Below are 21,168 nucleotides of genomic sequence, written 5' to 3' on the forward strand. Positions count from 1 at the left end.
ACAATTCAATGCTAATTTTGAAACCGCAAACCTCCAATTTAAAACCACAAGCCGTATTTATAATATTTAATTTTATATTCTGAAGGTATTCTCATTTAAACAAATAAGGAGTGAATATGAGATTAACCATAACATTTTCAACTTTGTTATTCACAACATTATCATTCAATATTTCCCATGGACGAGAAGCTCAACCTAAATGGCAATCGAATAACGAAAGCTGGTCCAGCTTTCAGTCACGCCATTGTAAATGGGAACGCGGAGTTCCTTGTAAAACCGTCCCAAAAGATCAGGGGAAAACACCTCCCAGAACCGGCGCGGAAATCGCGCTTGAAGTCGGTCTTGGCGTATTAAGTATGGGGCCAACCCCGCAGCCCAGAGGATTTAAAGTCAGTCTTGCTGCCAAGCCAGGAGCGACTACGGCAGCAAAGCCCAGAGTGAATATTGCTACCAGGCCAAGCTCGCGCATCGGGGTCAATACAGAGCGAACCCCGCTATTACCCACAACATCGAAACCTAAACCCAAAATATCGAGTCGACTACAGAGGGTAAATGGCAAGGTCGGGTTCCTGTTCGGTGATACCAATCCACCAACTTTAGGTGATGATCCCCCACCTAAAATAGCCAAAATAAAACCATCGGATAGCAGTAGCTCTTCATCAGCCCACCCGGCGTCTTCATCCTCTTACGGCTCTTCTACTTCGACAGATGCCTATTATGATGTTGAAGGTAATATTATGGTGGACAAGAATAGAATTGACCAAATGGCACCGATAACGCCTAATGAAACTCCGACAATAAAAGAAGAGCTTGAAGTGATATATGGAAAAACGAGATTAGATGAATGCGACCTAAATATTGACGATGAAATTCAACGCTATAATTCAATCTCTGCACATAAAAAAATAAGCTTCCGAGAATACTTTGCCATTAGAAACTTTCAAGAAGAAAGATTCGTGACCATAAATAATGCCATGAGAAATGGAACCACTAATAATGAATTAGAAACTGAAATAACAGAAGCCTACACAGCATTAGATAACCACTCTGATATTAATGTCTCATTACGTGAGAACGGCTATATTATTTCCGAAGAAGAGAGCAGCGTTAGCGAAGTTTACCGAGGGGAAGTCAGAGATCGCGCTGACTTCTTATCTAAAGTTATACCTGAAGAAACCATCCAAATAGATACATTCTTGAGCACTACCGCTGATGAGGATCTTATCGACCCATTCACTAGCCAAGAGCTGGAAGAGGGAAAAATCAACGTCAGATACACCATAAGATATTTTCTTGAACGTACCAACAGTACTGATATCAGCGAATTACTCGACGAACCAGGAGAGGAACGTATCTTCTTGCCTAAAAGCCGTTTCCTTGTCACCAGTGTAGAAGAATCGGCAGAAGGCTCAACCTTCAAGGTCGACATGCTGGCCCTTACCGATGAACCATTGCCACCGGTAGCGCAGGTGAACTGATTCAGTTCATTGACACATTTTCCCCTTTGCCCCAATAAAAAACGGCCCCTGAATTAGGAGCCGCTTTAACTAACACATCAGCAATCAGAAATTATTTCTTTTTCGCTTTAGGGTTAGGCAGGTCGGTAATGCTACCTTCGTAAATCTCAGCAGCCAAACCAACAGATTCGTGCAACGTCGGGTGAGCATGGATAGTCAATGCCAGATCTTCTGCATCACAACCCATCTCAATTGCCAGACCGATTTCCCCTAACAGTTCCCCACCGTTAGTACCGACAATAGCGCCACCAATGATACGGTGAGTTTCTTTGTCGAAGATCAGTTTGGTCATACCGTCTGCGCAATCTGAAGCGATAGCACGGCCAGATGCCGCCCACGGGAAGGTGGAGGTTTCGTAGCTGATGCCTTTCTCTTTTGCTTCTTTCTCGGTCAAACCAACCCATGCGACTTCTGGTTCAGTGTACGCAATGGATGGGATCACTTTCGGATCGAAGTAGTGCTTCATACCGGCGATAACTTCAGCAGCAACGTGGCCTTCATGAACACCTTTATGTGCCAGCATTGGCTGACCCACGATGTCACCGATTGCAAAGATGTGCGGTACATTGGTACGTAACTGTTTGTCGACGTTGATGAAACCACGCTCGTCAACTTCTACGCCAGCCTGACCCGCATCCAGCAGTTTACCGTTAGGTACACGGCCAATCGCAACCAGAACGGCATCGTAACGCTGTGGCTCTGCTGGCGCTTTTTTGCCTTCCATCGTTACATAGATGCCGTCTTCTTTGGCTTCTACTGCTGTAACTTTAGTTTCCAGCATCAGGTTGAACTGCTTGCTGATACGCTTAGTGAAGACTTTCACTACGTCTTTATCAGCCGCTGGAATCACCTGATCGAACATTTCTACCACATCAATTTTCGAACCCAGAGCATGGTAAACGGTACCCATTTCCAGACCGATGATACCGCCGCCCATGACCAACAGACGTTCTGGGACAGATTTCAGTGCCAGTGCATCCGTTGAATCCCACACGCGTGGATCTTCATGAGGAATGAAAGGCAGTTGGATCGGACGAGAACCCGCAGCGATAATGGCATTATCAAAGGTGATGGTAGTTGGACCATTTTCGCCTTCAACAACCAGAGTATTCGCGCCGGTAAATTTACCGAAACCGTTAACTACTTTGACTTTACGGCCTTTAGCCATACCAGCCAAACCACCGGTCAACTGAGTGATAACTTTGTCTTTCCAGACACGAACTTTATCAATGTCAGTCTTAGGCTCGCCAAAAACAATGCCGTGCTCAGCCAGCGCCTTGGCTTCTTCGATCACTTTTGCAACATGCAGCAATGCTTTTGATGGGATACAACCCACGTTCAGGCAAACGCCACCCAGAGTGGAGTAACGCTCAACCAGAATGGTTTCCAGACCTAAGTCCGCACAACGAAAAGCAGCAGAATATCCTGCTGGGCCCGCCCCAAGTACCACGACCTGAGTTTTAATTTCAGTACTCATCATGACCTCTTAATTGTTTGTCCGGCGGGTCAGACGTCATTTATTAGGCTAATAAAGTTCATAACGCCCTTCATCCACCGGGACGCTTACACTGCGAGCAGTTTACAGAATTGTTAATAGGCTGAAAAGCCGCATCGCGTGACGAGTGTCTCAACAACCTTGTCTACTAATGTAACGAGCAAAACAAGGTCGGTTCATAACTATCAGTGATATAACCCTAAGCTAAGTAATAATAAGGCCGGCGCTAGGCCGGCCTAAGCTATTACATAACCAGACGGCGAATATCAGCCATAATGGTGGCAATGTAAGCTGCGAAGCGCGCACCTGCCGCCCCATCAATCACGCGGTGATCGAAGGACAGAGACAGAGGCAACATCAGACGCGGAGCGAACTCTTTACCATTCCAAACGGGTTTCATGGATGATTTAGACACACCCAGGATAGCCACTTCTGGTGCGTTGACGATTGGCGTAAACGCCGTTCCGCCGATGCCGCCCAGACTGGAAATGGTGAAACAGCCGCCCTGCATATCGGATGCGGTCAGTTTGCCGTCACGTGCTTTCTTAGAGATAACAGACAGCTCGCGAGACAACTCAACGATGCCCTTCTTGTTAACATCACGGAAGACCGGAACAACCAAACCGTTTGGCGTATCAACAGCCACACCAATGTTGATGTATTTCTTCAGAGTCAGTTTCTGACCGTCTTCAGAAATAGAGCTGTTAAAGCGTGGGAACTCTTCCAATGCTTTAGCAGCGGCCTTCATCAAGAACACCAGCGGGGTGATTTTCAGATCCTGTTTCTTCTTCTCAGCTTCCACGTTTTGTTGCTTACGGAATGCTTCAACGTCAGTGATATCCGCTTCGTCGAATTGAGTAACATGAGGAATCATGACCCAGTTGCGGCTCAGGTTAGCACCAGAGATTTTCTGAATACGACCCAATTCCACTTCTTCGATTTCACCGAACTTGCTGAAGTCAACTTTCGGCCAAGGCAGCATGCCTGGCAGACCGCCGCCAGCCGCGGCTGTCGGAGCAGCTTCAGCACGTTTCACCGCATCTTTCACGTATGCCTGAACGTCTTCGCGCAGGATACGACCTTTACGGCCCGTTCCTTTCACTTTCGCTAGGTTAACGCCGAATTCACGAGCCAAACGACGCACAACCGGAGTGGCGTGTACGTAAGCTGCATTCTCAGCGAATTCGCCTTTGCTTTCCGCTTTAGCTGCTGGCGCTGCCGCTTTGGCCGGAGCCGCTGCCGCAGGTGCCGCTGCTTGTGGAGCCGGAGCTGCCGCAGGCGCTGCGCCTTCAACTTCGAAGACCATGATCAGAGAGCCGGTTTTCACTTTGTCGCCGGTGCTGATTTTAATTTCTTTCACGGTGCCAGCGAATGGAGCAGGAACTTCCATTGAAGCTTTGTCACCTTCAACGGTGATCAGGGATTGTTCAGCGGCAACTTTGTCGCCCACTTTCACCATCACTTCGGTGACTTCAACTTCATCACCGCCGATGTCAGGAACTTCAACGTTTTTAGCCGCGGAAGCCGCTGGCGTAGCCGGAGCACCTGCAGGAGCAGGTGCCGCTGCTGCCGGTGCCGCAGCACCTGCAACTTCGAAGACCATGATCAGAGATCCGGTGCTCACTTTATCGCCGGTGCTAATTTTGATTTCTTTCACGATGCCAGCGAACGGAGCCGGAACTTCCATAGAGGCTTTGTCGCCTTCTACGGTAATCAGAGACTGTTCAGCTTCAACGCTGTCGCCAACCTTAACCATGATCTCGGTGACTTCAACTTCGTCAGAACCGATATCCGGTACCGCAACATCTTTCGCTGCGCTAGCCGCAGGTGCAGCCGCTTTCTCTTCTGCTTTAGCCGGTGCCGGTGAGGCACCTGCCGCTGATTCGAAGACCATGATCAGTTTGCCGGTTTCGACTTTATCGCCAACCGCAACTTTGATTTCTTTCACCACACCCGCTTGAGGTGATGGAACTTCCATAGAGGCTTTATCACCTTCTACAGCGATCAGCGACTGTTCAACTTCAACGGTATCGCCGACTTTCACCATAATTTCGGTGACTTCAACTTCATCTGCACCGATGTCTGGTACATTGATTTCGATAGACATTTGTTCTTTACCTCTTATGCCAGACGCGGGTTAACTTTATCGGCGTCGATACCAAACTTAGTAATTGCTTCTGCAACTACGCTGGTGTCGATGTCACCGCGTTTAGCCAATTCACCCAGTGCTGCAACCACAACATAAGAAGAATCAACTTCGAAGTGGTGACGCAGGTTCTCGCGGCTGTCAGAACGGCCGAAACCATCTGTACCCAGTACGCGGAACTCGCTGGCAGGAATAAAGTTACGAATCTGTTCAGCGAACAGCTTCATGTAGTCAGTAGAAGCAACCGCTGGCGCTTCGTTCATTACCTGAGCTACGTAAGGTACGCGTGGAGTTTCGGTTGGGTGCAGCATGTTCCAACGCTCACAGTCCTGGCCATCACGAGCCAGTTCGGTGAAGGAAGTTACGCTGTACACATCAGAACCAACGCCATACTGTTCAGACAGAATCTGTGCAGCTTCGCGAACGTGACGCAGGATAGAGCCTGAACCCATCAACTGAACCTTGCCTTTCTCACCGGCCAGAGTTTCCAGTTTGTAGATACCTTTACGGATACCTTCTTCTGCGCCCTGTGGCATAGCTGGCATATGGTAGTTTTCGTTCAGCGTAGTCAGGTAGTAGTAAACATTTTCCTGAGCGTCGCCGTACATACGTACCAGACCGTCATGCATGATAACGGCTACTTCATAAGCATAAGCCGGATCGTAAGAAATACAGTTAGGGATAGTCAGTGACTGAATATGGCTGTGACCATCTTCGTGCTGCAAACCTTCACCATTCAGAGTCGTACGACCTGAAGTACCGCCGATCAGGAAGCCACGGGCCTGTTGGTCACCCGCTGCCCAGCACAGATCGCCAATACGTTGGAAACCGAACATGGAGTAGTAGATGTAGAACGGAATCATTGGCAGATCGTTGGTGCTGTAAGAAGTCGCTGCGGCCAACCATGAAGAAGCGGCGCCCAGTTCATTGATACCTTCTTGCAGGATCTGACCTTTCTCGTCTTCTTTGTAGTATGCAACCTGCTCGCGGTCTTGCGGGGTATACTGCTGACCGTTAGGGCTGTAAATACCGATCTGACGGAACAGACCTTCCATACCGAATGTACGTGCTTCATCAGCGATGATTGGAACAATACGATCTTTGATCGATTTGTTCTTCAGCATCACGTTCAAGGCACGAACGAAAGCGATAGTGGTAGAAATTTCTTTGTTCTGCTCTTCCAGCAAGGAGCTGAAATCTTCCAGAGCTGGCATTTCCAGTTTCTGGGTGAAGTTAGGCAAACGGCTTGGCACGTAGCCTTCCAGCGCCTGACGACGTTCATGCAGATACTTGTACTCTTCGGAATCTTTCTCGAAGGTGATGTATGGCAGTTTTTCGATTTCTGAATCAGCAACTGGCACATTGAAACGATCACGGAAGTGACGAACACCGTCCATGTTCATTTTCTTCACCTGGTGAGCGATGTTCTTACCTTCAGCAGTTTCACCCATGCCGTAACCTTTAATGGTATGAGCCAGGATGACAGTTGGTTTGCCTTTGGTATCTTGCGCTTTTTTCAGTGCTGCAAAGACTTTCTTCGGATCGTGACCGCCACGGTTCAGCGCCCAGATCTCGTCGTCGGTCATGTCTTTCACTAATGCAGCTGTTTCTGGGAAACGGCCGAAGAAGTGTTCACGGACATAGGCACCGTCTTTGGATTTGAAAGTCTGGTAGTCACCATCCAGCGTTTCGTTCATCAGCTGAATCAGTTTACCGCTGGTATCTTTACGCAGCAGCTCATCCCAACGACCGCCCCAGATAACTTTCAGTACCTGCCAGCCCGCACCGCTAAAGATGCCTTCCAGTTCGTTGATGATTTTGCCGTTACCAGTAACTGGGCCATCAAGGCGCTGCAAGTTACAGTTGATAACGAAGACTAAGTTGTCCAGCTTCTCACGGGTAGCGATGGTGATCGCACCTTTGGATTCCGGCTCATCCATCTCGCCATCACCCAAGAAGGCGTAAACGGTTTGTGCTGAGGTATCTTTCAAACCACGGTGAGACAGATATTTCAGGAACTTAGCTTGATAAATGGCGCTAATTGGACCCAGACCCATAGAAACGGTCGGGAACTGCCAGAATTCAGGCATCAGTTTAGGATGCGGGTAAGAAGACAGACCTTTGCCGTGAACCTCTTGACGGAAGTTGTCCATCTGTTCTTGGGTCAGTCGACCCTCAAGGAAGGCACGAGCGTAAACGCCTGGGGAGATATGACCCTGGAAGTAAACCAGATCGCCGCCGTCTTTTGGGTTACGCGCACGGAAGAAGTGGTTGAAGCAAACTTCGTAGAAGGTTGCAGAAGACTGGAAGGAAGCCATGTGGCCGCCCAGATCCAGATCTTTTTTAGACGCGCGCAGCACGGTCATCACGGCGTTCCAACGGATTGCAGAGCGAATACGACGCTCCAGATCCAGGTTGCCAGGGTAGGCTGGTTCGTCTTCTACTGCGATGGAGTTAACATAGTTGCGGTTTTCAGAACCCGCAGCCACGCTCACGCCGCCTTTACGGGCTTCGCCCAAAACCTGATCAATCAGATACTGAGCGCGCTCAACACCTTCTTCACGGATAACCGATTCAATCGCCTGTAGCCAGTCACGGGTTTCGATCGGATCCACGTCATTAATTAAACGTTCTGACATGGTGGTATTCCTTATCTGTCTCTAATGGTTTATTTGGAGCCTATCTTCCTGTGTTTTAACCAGAGTGATTAAACCAGGTTAAAACACGCGCCCTGGTGAAAGCACCGGAAGATAGGCTCATCAGTTTAGTTGCCGCTTTTAGTGCTCAAAATAAGCACTTAGAACCCATCCCGACGGGGAGAAGCCCTTAATCCTTGCGTTGCTGGAGGCGTCGGAGCGATCGCTCACGGCGACTGTTCTCACGACTAAGATCCAGCAAAATTTCCTCAATAAACGCCAAGTGGCGGTGTGAGGCTTCGCGCGCTTTTTCCGGCTCGCGGGCCACAATCGCCTCGAATATCCCGGCGCGGTGACTGCTTACCGTTGCCAGCATTTCGCGGCGCGAGTAAAGCAATTCGAAGTTCTGTTTAACATTCTGTTCTAACATCGGCCCCATGCAACGCAGTAAATGTAACAACACCACATTATGAGCCGCTTCTGTAACAGCCACCTGATACTGCATAACTGCATCGGCTTCAGCGTCTAAATCACCGCTGTCTTGCGCCTGTTGAATCGCAGTATGACATTCACGAATACATTGCAGATCTTCATCAGTACCGCGTAAAGCCGCGTAATAGGCGGCAATACCTTCGAGGGCATGACGTGTTTCCAGCAAATCGAATTGTGATTCAGGATGGTCGGCCAGCAATTCTGCCAGCGGGTCACTAAAGCTTTGCCACAGGTTCGTCTGGACGAAAGTACCGCCCCCTTGACGACGCAGCAGAAGGCCTTTGGCCTCGAGTCGCTGAATGGCTTCTCTCAAAGAAGGTCGGGAAACATCAAATTGCTTCGCCAGCTCGCGCTCAGGCGGTAATTTCTCGCCCGGACGTAGTGTCCCTTCCAAGATCAGGTACTCAAGCTGCTGCTCGATAACATCTGATAATTTGGGTTGGCGTATTTTGTTGTAGGCCATAATTTATGTGAGTCGCGCTGTAAGCCGTATTGAGTGAATTCGTCTCTGCGAGTGGCGCTGAGTCAATTGGTAATACCAATTTCAAAAACGTGACGATAAAGTAACAAAGTATTCACTAGCTGTCCATACGGACATTGACCGAAATCATGAAAGCCAGCACATTTTAACAACTTCACTAATGTTATGCCGCAAAGTGGTAACCTATAGGTGGTAATACCATTACTCACCCCCGAATAATTGTAACGATTATGAAAAGGGTAATTAGGCAAGCTGAAGCGTTATAGTTGATGTTTTTATGATTTTTTAATCAAAAAATATGAATTTAAATCCACCAGCAACGATCTTTATTTTATGACCGAGAATATGAGTCACAGAAAACTGGTTTGACCATTTTATAAATCCTCATTTCACCGAAGCATGCCTATAAAACCGTCATTTCCCCCTCGCCATTTCTTAAACTCCCTGAATAGCCACCGGTCTTAGTATTTCTTAAATGCATAAAATACGAACGATCCATTAAAAAAGCAGATGCAATAATTCTCGCCTACCACTATTCTCACGTAATGGGTAGTCATTGGCACCATTATCAAAATGAATACCCGTAAACAAAACAATACAAACAACGGAATTTCAAAATTACACAACATCACAAATAACGATTTGGGCATTAGCCAAAAAGACAGAGGATGCAACGATGAGTGTTCAACAAGAAGGCGCGGAGCTAAAGCGGGGTCTAAAAAACCGCCATATCCAGCTAATCGCCTTGGGCGGCGCAATTGGTACAGGGCTTTTTCTCGGTATTGCACAAACCATAAAAATGGCAGGCCCTTCAGTGCTGCTGGGATACGCCATCGGCGGTTTTATCGCTTTCCTGATCATGCGCCAACTGGGTGAAATGGTCGTTGAAGAACCGGTCGCAGGTTCATTTAGCCACTTTGCCTATAAATATTGGGGCAACTTCGCCGGTTTCGCCTCTGGCTGGAATTATTGGGTACTTTACGTTTTGGTCGCGATGGCCGAACTAACCGCCGTGGGGATTTACGTCCAATACTGGTGGCCGGAAATCCCCACCTGGGTTTCCGCCGCAGTGTTCTTCCTCGCTATCAACGCTATCAATTTGGCTAACGTTAAAGTGTATGGCGAAATGGAATTCTGGTTCGCCATCATTAAAGTGGTCGCGATCATCGGGATGATTGTATTCGGTGGCTATTTGTTGTTGAGCGGACAGGGTGGCCCAGAGGCAACGGTCACCAACCTGTGGGCTCAAGGGGGCTTCTTCCCTAATGGTTTCATCGGGTTAGTGATGGCGATGGCAGTGATAATGTTCTCCTTCGGCGGCCTTGAACTGGTCGGCATCACAGCGGCAGAAGCAGAAGATCCTGCGCGCAGCATCCCGAAAGCAACCAATCAGGTTATCTATCGGATCTTGCTGTTTTATATCGGTTCACTTGCAGTATTGCTCTCACTTTATCCTTGGGGAAAAGTGGTTGAGGGCGGCAGTCCCTTCGTACTAATTTTCCATGCATTAGACAGTAATATTGTCGCTACCGTGCTGAATATCGTGGTGCTTACCGCCGCGTTGTCGGTGTACAACAGCTGCGTTTACTGCAACAGCCGTATGCTGTTCGGTCTAGCCAAGCAAGGGAACGGCCCGAAAGCTTTATTAAAAGTAGATGGTCGTGGCGTACCGGTCATCGCTATTGCCGTTTCAGCCTTTGCGACTGCATTCTGCGTATTGATTAACTATCTGATTCCCGGACGGGCATTTGAGTTACTGATGGCGTTAGTGGTTTCAGCGCTAGTAATCAACTGGGCAATGATTAGCCTTGCTCACTTAAAATTCCGCGCAGCGAAAGACCGGCAGGGAATTGAGCCTAAGTTTAAAGCCTTCTGGTATCCCTTTAGCAACTACCTATGCCTAACCTTCCTGGCGGGCATTCTGGTTATCATGTACCTAACGCCGGGCATTCAGATTTCCGTCTTGCTTATCCCCGTCTGGGTCATCGTGCTAGCGGTTGGTTATATGCTGAAAAATCGAGTTAAGCAGAATAAAGCTTAATCGCTCATCACTGTGCACTATCTAGTTGAAAGCGATAAGCATTAACGTTCAGGCCCGCATTTATACTGTGGGCCTGTTTTTTAATTGCCCATAGAGTAATAAAGCCGCTTGCTGAGCTTCATCGAAAGTCGTTTGATTATTGATTATTGATTATTGATTATTGATTATTGATTATTGATTATTGATTATTGATTGCAGATTGCAGATTGCAGATTGTTTGTACATGAAAAATCACGCCTAATTGTTCTCACAACACCAGAGAAAATCAGTCAGTTACCTCGGAAATGGCTATGTTATCAAGGAGCTTAAACTCGCGCTGCGGTGACATAATTACCCATATCACGACCATGAGTCTCTGATATTACCCAAGCCTAAAGCGAACTAATGTGTAGGGGAAATCAGAAGCAAACAAACTATCAGACTTTGATGCTTCAATCCGATAATTCCCTGCCTGTATTTCGCAACCTTACTCCCTCCCTCCATTAATGACTGAAGCTAGCGCTAACACGCTCTAAAACCTGTAATAAACTCGTTGAATTTTAAGTTTTTCATTGTTTTTGTTACAAAACCGACCAATCAGACATACGCTTATTTTGATGGGCTCTTGCTGCCAATCCGATGCTTACGAAGCTACCTTTCCAGATAGCTGTCGTTTTTATCGATAATGCCTCTAATGCCGCTATACCAGAGCGCCATAGATAGTGAGCAAAGCCACGACAATTATAATCGTCAACGTGACTTTCCTCGCCAAAGATACTGCCGCACGCGGCGTTTGTACTGGGTCGAGATGCGGTTCTCTAGCCAGCGAATACTGAGCTAAGCGGGTGAGCACCTGATACTGCGGCGAATGCCAATCCCCCAAAGAGGCAAACCACGCCGGCAACGCACGTTCGCCGTGACCAAGCAGTGCGTAGGCCACGCCAACCAACCGGACGGGAATCCAGTCAACCCAGTGTAAAATCCGGTCAATGCCTGACTGAGAGCGTTGCAAAGGGCTTTGGTGACGTGCCAGCCAGGTTTGGTATCCGCGCAACATCGCGTAGCCCGTAATAGCTACCGGGCCATAAGAGCCACAAACCACCAACCAGAACAAAGGAGCCAGATAGTAGCGGAAGTTAATCCATAGCAACGCATTCTGTAACTCTTGTAAACGGTCCTTTTCACCACAGTCCACAGGCAATCCATGAATCAATGCCAGCTCTTCCGCCATTTGCAGACTGGCATTGGCCTCCCCTTGTCGGGCGGCTTTCAGGTAAGCACGATAGTGTTTTCTTATACCACCAGCGCCGATGCATAACAGGCAGATAACAATCCACAGTAACAGTTGTGGCAAGCCAAACAAAAAATCCTGAACCAACTGCAACATCAAACCGACAATAGCCATACACAAAATGGCCAGACCGAGCGTTTGCAGCAACGAATATCGATGCAACCGACTAAAAATAGCTTCCAACCGGTGGTCCAGCTGCCAATGTTCGCCTAACTTAAACAAACGTTCCCAGGCCAGTACCAGCAATAGCGTAAAAAGCGTCATTGATTCCCTATCTCCCTCTACATTCCACCTGCCCGAACCTTCAGGCACCATGCCTCCCGGCAGCGGTTATCACAAAAAAGGTAAAAATGACGGAATCCGCGCCTCCGCTATCATGACCTCTATTGCTGCAAAATCACGCCAATAATGGCGTCAAACTTTGTCGATAAAGCGCCCAGTCAAATGCGGGTCCCGGATCGGTTTTGCGGCCGGGAGCTATATCACTATGCCCGGTTATCCGCTCTAGGGTAATGGGATAGTGGGATAGCAACAACACACTGATTTTTTTCAGACTTTGATATTGCTTATCGGTAAACGGTAGCACATCCGTTCCCTCCAACTCGATACCAATGGAAAAATCGTTACACCGCTCACGCCCAGCAAATTGAGATATACCGGCATGCCAAGCTCGCTTATCAAAAGGCACATATTGAATAACTTCGCCATCGCGACGAATCAGGCAATGCGCCGATACTCGCAAGTGAACAATATCAGCAAAATAAGGATGTTCATCCGCATTCAAAGTTCCGGTAAACAAATGGTCGATATAAGGTCCACCAAATTCGCCTGGCGGCAAACTGATATTATGAATGACCAAAAGAGAGGGAGCCTCATCTTCAGGTCTGAGATCAAAATGAGGAGAAACCACCCGCTTAATCCCAACAATCCAGCCATTCTCTAACTGCATTTGTCACCTCAATCTTATTCTAAACCGGCTCTGTAGTAGCACTGACGCCAGCAACAGAGTAGCATGTTTGAACTATTACCTATCCGCCATTTCGGAGTTTTCTATGCCGACACGTAGCTACAGTGCCGACAGTCGTCGCACTGCGTTATTAGAGCGAATTCAAAGCGATATTCCCTTTTCCGTTGCCCAGGCACTGAGTGAAGATCTAGGCGGTGAGGTTAATGCCGATCGCGATCTGACGGCCCAACTGCTCCCCGCAGATAAACAAGCCTCCGCGACTATCATTACTCGCGAAGCCGGCGTTTTCTGCGGGCAACGCTGGCTGAACGAAGTCTTTATCCAGCTCGGAGGAAAAGTTGCGGTCGAGTGGCTGGTGGCAGACGGTGACGCTCTCACCGCTAACCAAACGTTGTGCCACCTTTCCGGCCCCGCTCGCATCTTGCTCACTGGCGAACGTACCGCATTAAATTTTGTTCAGACGCTATCCGGCGTAGCCACCGAAGTCAGCCGCTATGTTGCTTTACTCCAAGGGTTGCATACCCAACTCCTAGATACTCGTAAAACACTGCCTGGCTTACGAACCGCATTAAAATACGCAGTGTTATGCGGCGGTGGCAACAATCATCGTCTTGGGTTGACCGATGCTTTTTTAATTAAAGAAAACCACATTATTGCCGCCGGTTCGATTAAAGAAGCCGTGAGTAAAGCATTCTGGATCCACCCCGATGTCCCAATTGAGGTCGAAGTGGAATCTTTAGATGAATTACAGCAGGCTCTGGATGCCGAAGCCGATATCGTGATGCTTGATAACTTCACCATTCCTATGATGCGTGATGCCGTATCCCTCACCGCAGGCCGCGCTCAGCTGGAAGTCTCAGGTAATGTCACACTCGAGACACTTCGCAGCTATGCCGAGACTGGGATCGATTTTATTTCTGTCGGCGCACTGACTAAACACGTTACCGCCTTAGACCTCTCGATGCGTTTTCAATAACGCTAGCAGATTTGTTTCAACCGGGGAAAGAGCTCAAGTAATAATGAGCTCTTTTTTGCGGCCTCTGCCGAAAAAAAATCTCCGATTACTGCAACACTTAAAAATTCTCACAATACGTTTCGCAGCCCTATTCAAACCCACTTTTCCAGCAATAAAAAAAACCGCACTCTTGCCTCGTCTTTCATCACAAGGAGTGTGAAAATGCATTATTCACAAGGCTTTACCCTCATTGAACTCATGGTTTCCATCGTCATTATTGCCATTCTCGGCGGCATCGGCATTCCTGCTTATCAAGGCTATGTACAGAAAGCCGCCCTAACCGATATGTTGCAAACCAGTGCTCCTTACCGAATGGCCGTAGAGGTTTGCTCGATGGAACATTCAGCATTATTAGGCTGCAATGCCGGTAGTCAGGGGATTCCCTCTGGCCAACCTACTCGTTATGTCAAAGCCATCAACATCGCAAGAGGGGTTATCTCTATGACCGGACAGGAGACTCTGGATGGATTAAGCGTGGTATTAACCCCAACTAAAAGCGCCGCCGGCAACCTGGTTTGGACACGAGCATGTACAGGAAACCATGATGAGCTAAGTAAACTCTGCCAGTCGGTATTTGCTCTGAAAGAGACGTCTAGCGACGATGAATAGCAACCGCTCAATCAATAACAAAGGAGCCGGGGGATGCGTTATCCCGGCTTTGCCAGCAGTATCGAGCGATACCGCTGGAAATCAGCCCAAATACATTAACTCTTGCCATGTTGCAGTACCCAACCAGTGAGGAGATAAATGCATTACGCTTTGCCTGCGGTTTAAATGTGGAAGTGATTCTATGGCCTGCGGCAAAAATTGAGCACCACCTCCATCATTTGAGTCCTGATTTAATCCAGCAGCTAAACGGCGCGATTAGGCCAGATAACGAGATCAAAAAACACGCGGAAGAGGCGGCCATAAAATATGCCCCTAATACGGATAAATCACACATTCAAACCTTTGATAATCAAAAAGTGACTTCACTTAATGATGAAAGTGATGCGCCCATTATCAACATCATTCATCAAACGCTACGCATGGCGATTCAAAAACGTGCGTCTGATGTTCACTTCGAGCCTTATCGCCGCTATTACCGTATTCGGTTACGTATTGATGGCATTTTGCACCAAACGCTATCTCCACCGGCTAATTTGGTTAATCGAATCAATGCCTGTCTCAAAGTAATGGCCAAGCTGAACAGTGCGGAACGGCGATTACCTCAGGATGGACAGTTTAGCATTAGCCTTGATAATCATTATTACTCACTGCGCATAGCCACATTACCAACTCAATACGGTGAAAAAGTGGTACTACGCATTCTGAATACCGATATACCGCAACGATTGGACGAGCTGGAACTTCCCCAAAAAAGTCGGGAATCAATCCTTGAGGCCTTAAGTTTACCGCAAGGATTGATTCTTGTTACCGGGCCAACTGGGAGCGGAAAAACAGTGACCTTGTATAGCTGTCTACAACACCTAAATCAACAGTACCGTAATTTATGCAGCGTCGAAGATCCGATCGAAATTCCCGTTGAAGGCATTAATCAAACTCAGACCAACAGTAAAATAGATTTAGATTTCTCTCAGGCGTTACGTGCATTACTCAGACAGGACCCAGATGTCATTATGATCGGCGAGATCAGAGATAATGAAACTGCAGATATTGCGGTAAGGGCTGCACTAACAGGCCATTTAGTGCTTTCGACCTTGCACACCAATTCAACGCAAGAAACGCTAGCCCGATTGACTCAAATGGGAATCAGTCATTATCTGCTCGCATCTTGCCTAAAACTGGTAGTAGCCCAACGCTTGGTGCGCCGCCTGTGTCAACGTTGTAAACGAGCAGCACCCGAGCCAGTCATTCTCCCCATAGTTTTGTGTCCAAAGCCTTTGCATCACTGGCATGCCACTGGTTGCGAACACTGTAGTAGCGGCTACTATGGCCGAATAGGCGTCTATGATACATGGGCAATGACACCGTCAAATCAGCAGGATTTAATGAATATAGCCCCTCTTCCTAGCCTGAAAAATTCTCAGCCGCCCCCAGGACACCATTCTCTACTCATCGCAGGCTTAGCGCTGGTTCAACAGGGAATAACCAGTATCGCCGAAGTCTCACGAGTTGTCGGAAACCTGACGACATTAAGGGGAATTCAATGACACTTGGTTTATTTATTTGGCAAGGCATAAATAGCGAAGGAAAGATGATCGTCGGCGAGTCTCTAGCCAGCGAAAAATCGGTAATTTACCAAAGAATAATGCAGCAGGGGCTACAGCCCATCCGTATCAGAAGGATAAAACGCCTAAGCTCTCGGCTACATCAAGGGAAGCATCTGCTTCATTTCACACGCCAATTAGCTACGCTTTTGCAAGCGGGACTGCCGTTAATAAATAGTCTGCAATTGTTGGCAGCAGAGGCCGACACGCCAATATGGCGCTGTTTACTAAGAGATGTTAGTGAAAGCCTATCTCAAGGGCAGCCGTTATCTGAGGCAATAAACGCCTATCCATCAGTTTTCCCACCCATATACGCGCAATTAATTGCCATAGGCGAATTAACGGGAGAGATAGATAAATGCTGTCTCCAGCTAGCCGACCAACAGGAAAAACGCCAGTACCTGAAAAAGAAAGTGACTAAGACACTCAGATACCCCGCCTTTGTTTGCCTGGTTGCTTTTGCCGTCAGTGTCCTGATGTTACTTGTTGTTTTACCAGAATTTGGGCGGCTCTATCAGACTTTTGACGCCCCCCTGCCCGCACTGACTCAAGGGCTGCTATCTCTATCAGAAATACTGGGTAATTACGGTATTTACACTACAGTGGCAATCATCGGTATTGTATTAGTTTACCTCTATAAAATAAGGGGAAACACACGATGGAAGCAACGGGAACAATTCTTGTTGTTACGCCTCCCGTTGATAGCGCCACTGGTTCAAGGGTACTGTCTCAGCCAAATTTTCCGTACCTTATCTGTCACACAAAAAGCAGGTTTAACCTTAGCTAATGGGCTGGAAGCAGCCGCTAGATCCATTGATAATCTGCATTACAAATCCATTATCAATCATTTTTATCAGCTAATTAATCAGGGAATACCTCTGAGTGATGCCCTTTCACACCAACCTCTTTTTCCTCCACTTTGCCAACAGTTAGTACGCATTGGGGAAGAATCCGGCTCGCTGGATAGCGTGCTGACAAAGCTTGCTGGTTGGCAACAGCAGCAAACTGAGGAACTGGCTGATAAGTTGACACAAATGCTCGAGCCGATGTTGATGCTGTTCGTCGGCGCAGTGATTGGCACGCTGGTTATTGCTATGTATCTCCCCATTTTTCAACTTGGGGGAATTATTAATTAGCAAAAGTTTTAGGTTTGGCATTTGGCATTTGGCGTTTGGCGTTTGGCGTTTGGCGTTTGGCGTTTGGCGTTTGGCGTTTGGCGTTTGGCGTTTGGCAGAAGATTAAAAAAGGACGCATCATTTTGCGTCCCTTCTTTAATAGTCAATTAATCACAAACTATCAGCGATATAAAACACGCATTCAGCGTAAACCGGCTGAGGTTATTTGGCTCAGTTACTGCCAAATACACGGTTTTCTTGCTCTGCAACGCGGATAAAGGTGGTGCGTTTGGTCAGCTCTTTCAAATGAGAAGCGCCAACATAAGTACAAGCAGATCGCAGCCCACCCATAATGTCGCGAACGGTATTCTCCACTGAACCACGCAATGGCAGTTTCACGGTTTTACCTTCCGCGGCACGATATTCCGCTACGCCGCCAACGTGACGCTTCATCGCTGACTCAGAACTCATACCGTAGAACAGCATAAATTTCTCACCGTTTTCTTCAACAACTTTACCTTCGCATTCGTCGTGACCGGCTAACATCCCGCCCAACATAACAAAGTCTGCACCACCACCGAACGCTTTGGCAACATCACCCGGAACGGAACAACCACCGTCACTCACGATTTGCCCACCTAAACCGTGGGCAGCATCGGCGCATTCGATCACGGCAGAAAGCTGCGGATAACCCACGCCTGTTTTCACTCGGGTGGTACAAACCGAACCTGGGCCTATCCCAACTTTTACAATATCGGCACCAGACAAAATCAATTCTTCAACCATTTCGCCAGTAACTACATTACCAGCGCAAATCACTTTGTCAGGGCAAGCTTCACGAGCCTGTTGCAGGAAAGCAACAAAGTGTTCAGAGTAACCATTGGCTACATCAATACAAATAAATTTCAGTGCAGGGGAAAGCGCCAGAATTTGCTTCATTTTGGCAAAGTCCGCCTGAGATGTACCGGTAGAAACCATGACGTGACGCAGTACCGATTCAGGCACACGGCGAACAAACTCGGCCCATTGTTCAACAGAATAGTGTTTATGTACGGCGGTAAGAACATCAAATGAGGAGAGAACCTCAGCCATGCGGAAGGTGCCGACGGTATCCATATTCGCTGCAATAATGGGTACACCAGCCCAGTTATAACCTGAATGTTTGAAGGTAAACTGACGCTCTAACTCAACTTCAGAGCGACTTTTCAGCGTGGAGCGTTTAGGTCGGATCAAGACATCTTTAAAACCTAATTTCAAACCTTCTTCAATACGCATGGCTTTGGTTTCCTGGTTATTGGCGATGGATCGCATAATGAGATCGGGCGTAATAGACGCCATTTCCAGTGAAGCTATCATACGCAGGAATAATTCTTCGGCAAGACTGCGAATTTACCTTTATTTAGGCTACACTCCCACAAATTACCTAAAAACCACGCATTTTACCTTCCTGACTGGTTCGTCTGGCTACACTATTCCTAGCTGTGTCACTATCGGCAATATTGATTTAAAAAATACGCCCATGGCCAGAGAATAGGCATCAAAGACAGATTGAAAATCCGAATGCATCCGCGCTATGTCTTACACACAGCTTTCAGTTACAATTCGGGTATTCAACAGCAGTATGCAAGGCAATGTAATGACCTATATTGTTGCTCTTACAGGCGGAATTGGTAGTGGGAAAAGTACCGTTGCTAATGCTTTTGCCGATCTCGGCGTACCGCTGGTTGATGCGGATATCATCGCCCGACAGATTGTTGAGCCTGGTATGCCGGCGTTAAATGAGATAAAAGCCCGTTATGGATATACTATCTTGCTGGCAGACGGCAGCCTGAATAGAGCCAAGCTGCGGGAAAAGATTTTTAGCGACCCGATGGAAAAAAACTGGCTAAATGCGCTGTTGCACCCATTGATTCAGCAAGAAACTCAGCGTCAGCTCGCGGCTGCAAAAGCGCCTTATGTACTTTGGGTCGTTCCCTTACTGGTTGAAAATAACCTAAGCCATAGAGCTGACCGAGTATTGGTCGTGGATGTCACCCCTGAGATTCAGCTTAGGCGCACCATGGCAAGAGACGGTATCAGCCGTCAGCAAGCGGAACATATTTTAGCTTCGCAGGCCACACGACAACAGCGTCTGGTCTGTGCAGATGACATTATCGACAATAGCGGCGATCCTTCCACGATCCCGCCGCTCGTTGCCTCGCTCCATCACCGGTATTTAAGGTTGGCGACGGTGACCCAACAGGATTTACACCGATGAGTGATCTCACCTCAACTGTACTTTTTGAACACCCGCTGAATGAAAAAATGCGTACCTGGCTTCGCATTGAGTTTTTGCTGCAACAGTTAGAAAGTCAGCAAAATCTAGATAATATCGCCAGTGCTTTAACGTTTTTTCGCACCGCATCCGACCTAATCGATGTGCTTGAAAGGGGGGAAGTTCGCACTGACTTACTCAAAGAGCTTGAGCGTCAGCAGCAAAAACTTCAGGCCTGGGCTGATGTTCCCGGTGTCGATATGGCGTTGATTGATGAATTACGAGCCCAGTTGAAAAGCCGGGCATCGGTGCTGATGTCCGCACCGCGTATCGGACAGTCGCTGAAAGAAGACCGCATGATTAGTCTGGTTCGCCAACGACTCAGTATTCCGGGCGGTTGTTGTAGTTTCGATCTGCCTACGCTACATATTTGGCTGCACCTGCCGCAGGAACAACGCAATCAACATATCAATGCATTACTTGATACGTTAACCCCTCTGAATCAATCATTAACCATGATTCTGGATTTAATCCGCCAGTCTGGCCCGTTGCGCAACCAAATTAGCCTAAATGGATTCTTCCAGGATAATGCCGAAGGCGCTGATTTATTGCGCCTGCGAATTTCCATGGAGCATCAGCTTTATCCGCAGGTTTCCGGCCACAAAACCCGTTACGCGATACGTTTCCTACCATTGGATAGCGAGAATGGCACTGTACCCGCACGCTTAAGCTTTGAGTTGGCCTGTTGTTAACTCTTGCACTTATTTATGCTTATGGCTGTGTTGTCATGCAGTAAGCAAGTTTTAGGAGAGAATATGGATTCAACTGAAATGCAGGTTAATTGCCCAACCTGTGGGAAAATCGTTATCTGGGGCGAGCAAAGCCCGTATCGTCCTTTTTGCTGCAAACGTTGTCAGTTGATCGACCTTGGCGAATGGGCCGATGAAGAGAAGCGTATTCCAAGTCAGGGAGAACTCTCAGATAGCGATGAATGGAGTGAGGAAGATCCGCGCTAATGCGCTCACAGATTGGAGCCACGCAATGTGTGCTCCAATCTGAGTTTGATTATGCCTGAGAAACCAGTAACTCAACTATGGACAGATTTGCCGTTGGGAATTCCTCAGCCCGTAACTCCTCTTGCTTAATCCAACGCACCGGCTGGCCTTCCCGACCAAAAGGTTCGCCCTGCCAGTGTTCTACCAGATAGAAGCTGAGAGTGACAATTCGGTCAGGAAAACGGTGTTCCAGAGTGGTTATCTGCACGGCATTTTGCGCAACAATGCCAACTTCTTCCAATAGCTCACGATACAACGCCATTTCCGAGGTTTCCCCCTGCTCTATCTTCCCACCGGGAAACTCCCAGAACCCCGCCATATGGGAATCTGCCGCGCGCTGGGTAATAAAAATTTCGCGTTGCGCATTACGGATAATACCCACAGCGATCTGCAAATGTTTCATTCTGATATTCCTCGTTTATCTCGCGTTCACATCCTGATTCCGCGACATTAAGCAAAAAGAAGGGCGGTCTA

The 21,168-nt window shown here is 47.8% G+C and carries 18 protein-coding genes; 9 read left to right on the top strand and 9 right to left on the bottom strand.

Annotated features, from left to right (window positions below; all coding sequences use genetic code 11):
• Positions 1 to 116: 116 nt before the first annotated feature.
• Positions 117 to 1,478 carry a hypothetical protein gene (locus AD970_RS11070; RefSeq protein ID WP_049598744.1) on the top strand — a complete coding sequence of 454 codons (1,362 nt, stop codon included), beginning with the start codon at positions 117 to 119 and terminating at the stop codon, positions 1,476 to 1,478.
• 91 nt (positions 1,479 to 1,569) lie between these two features.
• On the opposite strand, the gene lpdA is transcribed toward AD970_RS11070, so the two are convergent.
• The 4 genes from lpdA to pdhR form a co-directional block, all read right to left on the bottom strand.
• Complete coding sequence (lpdA, locus tag AD970_RS11075; RefSeq protein WP_049598745.1) at positions 1,570 to 2,994, bottom strand: dihydrolipoyl dehydrogenase; 1,425 nt, start codon at positions 2,992 to 2,994, stop codon at positions 1,570 to 1,572.
• 262 nt (positions 2,995 to 3,256) lie between these two features.
• Entirely contained in the window at positions 3,257 to 5,119 is a 1,863-nt protein-coding gene (gene aceF, locus AD970_RS11080; RefSeq protein ID WP_049598748.1) for a pyruvate dehydrogenase complex dihydrolipoyllysine-residue acetyltransferase, read from the bottom strand.
• A 14-nt stretch (positions 5,120 to 5,133) separates the two neighbouring features.
• On the bottom strand, positions 5,134 to 7,797 hold the full coding sequence (aceE, locus tag AD970_RS11085; protein ID WP_049598750.1) for a pyruvate dehydrogenase (acetyl-transferring), homodimeric type: 2,664 nt from the start codon (positions 7,795 to 7,797) through the stop codon (positions 5,134 to 5,136).
• A 187-nt stretch (positions 7,798 to 7,984) separates the two neighbouring features.
• Positions 7,985 to 8,749, bottom strand: a complete 765-nt coding sequence (gene pdhR / locus AD970_RS11090) for a pyruvate dehydrogenase complex transcriptional repressor PdhR (protein ID WP_049598752.1) — start codon at positions 8,747 to 8,749, stop codon at positions 7,985 to 7,987.
• A 694-nt stretch (positions 8,750 to 9,443) separates the two neighbouring features.
• Here pdhR and AD970_RS11095 point away from each other — a divergent pair.
• Entirely contained in the window at positions 9,444 to 10,808 is a 1,365-nt protein-coding gene (locus AD970_RS11095; protein ID WP_049598755.1) for an amino acid permease, read from the top strand.
• A 679-nt stretch (positions 10,809 to 11,487) separates the two neighbouring features.
• Here the strand turns inward: AD970_RS11095 and ampE are convergent.
• Entirely contained in the window at positions 11,488 to 12,342 is an 855-nt protein-coding gene (gene ampE / locus AD970_RS11100; RefSeq protein ID WP_049598756.1) for a beta-lactamase regulator AmpE, read from the bottom strand.
• 133 nt (positions 12,343 to 12,475) lie between these two features.
• Positions 12,476 to 13,027: a 1,6-anhydro-N-acetylmuramyl-L-alanine amidase AmpD gene (ampD, locus tag AD970_RS11105; protein ID WP_049598757.1), complete on the bottom strand. Its 552-nt coding sequence runs from the start codon at positions 13,025 to 13,027 to the stop codon at positions 12,476 to 12,478.
• Between the two features lie 103 nt (positions 13,028 to 13,130).
• Here ampD and nadC point away from each other — a divergent pair, with 103 nt between their 5' ends.
• From nadC to hofC, 4 genes are all read left to right on the top strand, one after another.
• On the top strand, positions 13,131 to 14,021 hold the full coding sequence (gene nadC, locus AD970_RS11110; RefSeq protein ID WP_049598760.1) for a carboxylating nicotinate-nucleotide diphosphorylase: 891 nt from the start codon (positions 13,131 to 13,133) through the stop codon (positions 14,019 to 14,021).
• Between the two features lie 201 nt (positions 14,022 to 14,222).
• The gene (gene ppdD, locus AD970_RS11115; RefSeq protein ID WP_049598763.1) at positions 14,223 to 14,669 is read left to right on the top strand and encodes a prepilin peptidase-dependent pilin; all 447 of its coding nucleotides are present in this window, start codon (positions 14,223 to 14,225) and stop codon (positions 14,667 to 14,669) included.
• Positions 14,666 to 16,213 carry a type II secretion system protein GspE gene (gene gspE, locus AD970_RS11120; protein WP_049598766.1) on the top strand — a complete coding sequence of 516 codons (1,548 nt, stop codon included), beginning with the start codon at positions 14,666 to 14,668 and terminating at the stop codon, positions 16,211 to 16,213. The genes ppdD and gspE overlap by 4 nt, the downstream gene beginning before the upstream one ends.
• Positions 16,210 to 17,406, top strand: coding sequence for a protein transport protein HofC (gene hofC, locus AD970_RS11125; RefSeq protein ID WP_049598769.1), 1,197 nt, complete (start codon positions 16,210 to 16,212; stop codon positions 17,404 to 17,406). The genes gspE and hofC overlap by 4 nt, the downstream gene beginning before the upstream one ends.
• Here hofC and AD970_RS20350 read toward each other — a convergent pair.
• On the bottom strand, positions 17,399 to 17,527 hold the full coding sequence (locus AD970_RS20350; protein WP_268872392.1) for a hypothetical protein: 129 nt from the start codon (positions 17,525 to 17,527) through the stop codon (positions 17,399 to 17,401). The two genes, hofC and AD970_RS20350, sit on opposite strands and share 8 nt — an antisense overlap.
• Positions 17,528 to 17,616: 89 nt before the next feature.
• Positions 17,617 to 18,660 (bottom strand): GMP reductase, encoded by a 1,044-nt coding sequence (locus AD970_RS11130; RefSeq protein ID WP_049599101.1) that lies wholly within the window; start codon positions 18,658 to 18,660, stop codon positions 17,617 to 17,619.
• Between the two features lie 361 nt (positions 18,661 to 19,021).
• On the opposite strand from AD970_RS11130, the gene coaE reads away from it, so the two are divergent.
• From coaE to yacG, 3 genes are all read left to right on the top strand, one after another.
• Entirely contained in the window at positions 19,022 to 19,642 is a 621-nt protein-coding gene (gene coaE / locus AD970_RS11135) for a dephospho-CoA kinase (RefSeq protein ID WP_049598770.1), read from the top strand.
• Positions 19,639 to 20,391: a cell division protein ZapD gene (zapD, locus tag AD970_RS11140; RefSeq protein WP_049598772.1), complete on the top strand. Its 753-nt coding sequence runs from the start codon at positions 19,639 to 19,641 to the stop codon at positions 20,389 to 20,391. The genes coaE and zapD overlap by 4 nt, the downstream gene beginning before the upstream one ends.
• A gap of 63 nt (positions 20,392 to 20,454) precedes the next feature.
• On the top strand, positions 20,455 to 20,655 hold the full coding sequence (gene yacG, locus AD970_RS11145; protein WP_049598775.1) for a DNA gyrase inhibitor YacG: 201 nt from the start codon (positions 20,455 to 20,457) through the stop codon (positions 20,653 to 20,655).
• Between the two features lie 49 nt (positions 20,656 to 20,704).
• On the opposite strand, the gene mutT is transcribed toward yacG, so the two are convergent.
• The gene (gene mutT / locus AD970_RS11150) at positions 20,705 to 21,097 is read right to left on the bottom strand and encodes an 8-oxo-dGTP diphosphatase MutT (RefSeq protein ID WP_049598779.1); all 393 of its coding nucleotides are present in this window, start codon (positions 21,095 to 21,097) and stop codon (positions 20,705 to 20,707) included.
• Positions 21,098 to 21,168: the final 71 nt, after the last annotated feature.

This window comes from Yersinia nurmii (assembly GCF_001112925.1).
GTDB classification, from domain to species: domain Bacteria; phylum Pseudomonadota; class Gammaproteobacteria; order Enterobacterales; family Enterobacteriaceae; genus Yersinia; species Yersinia nurmii.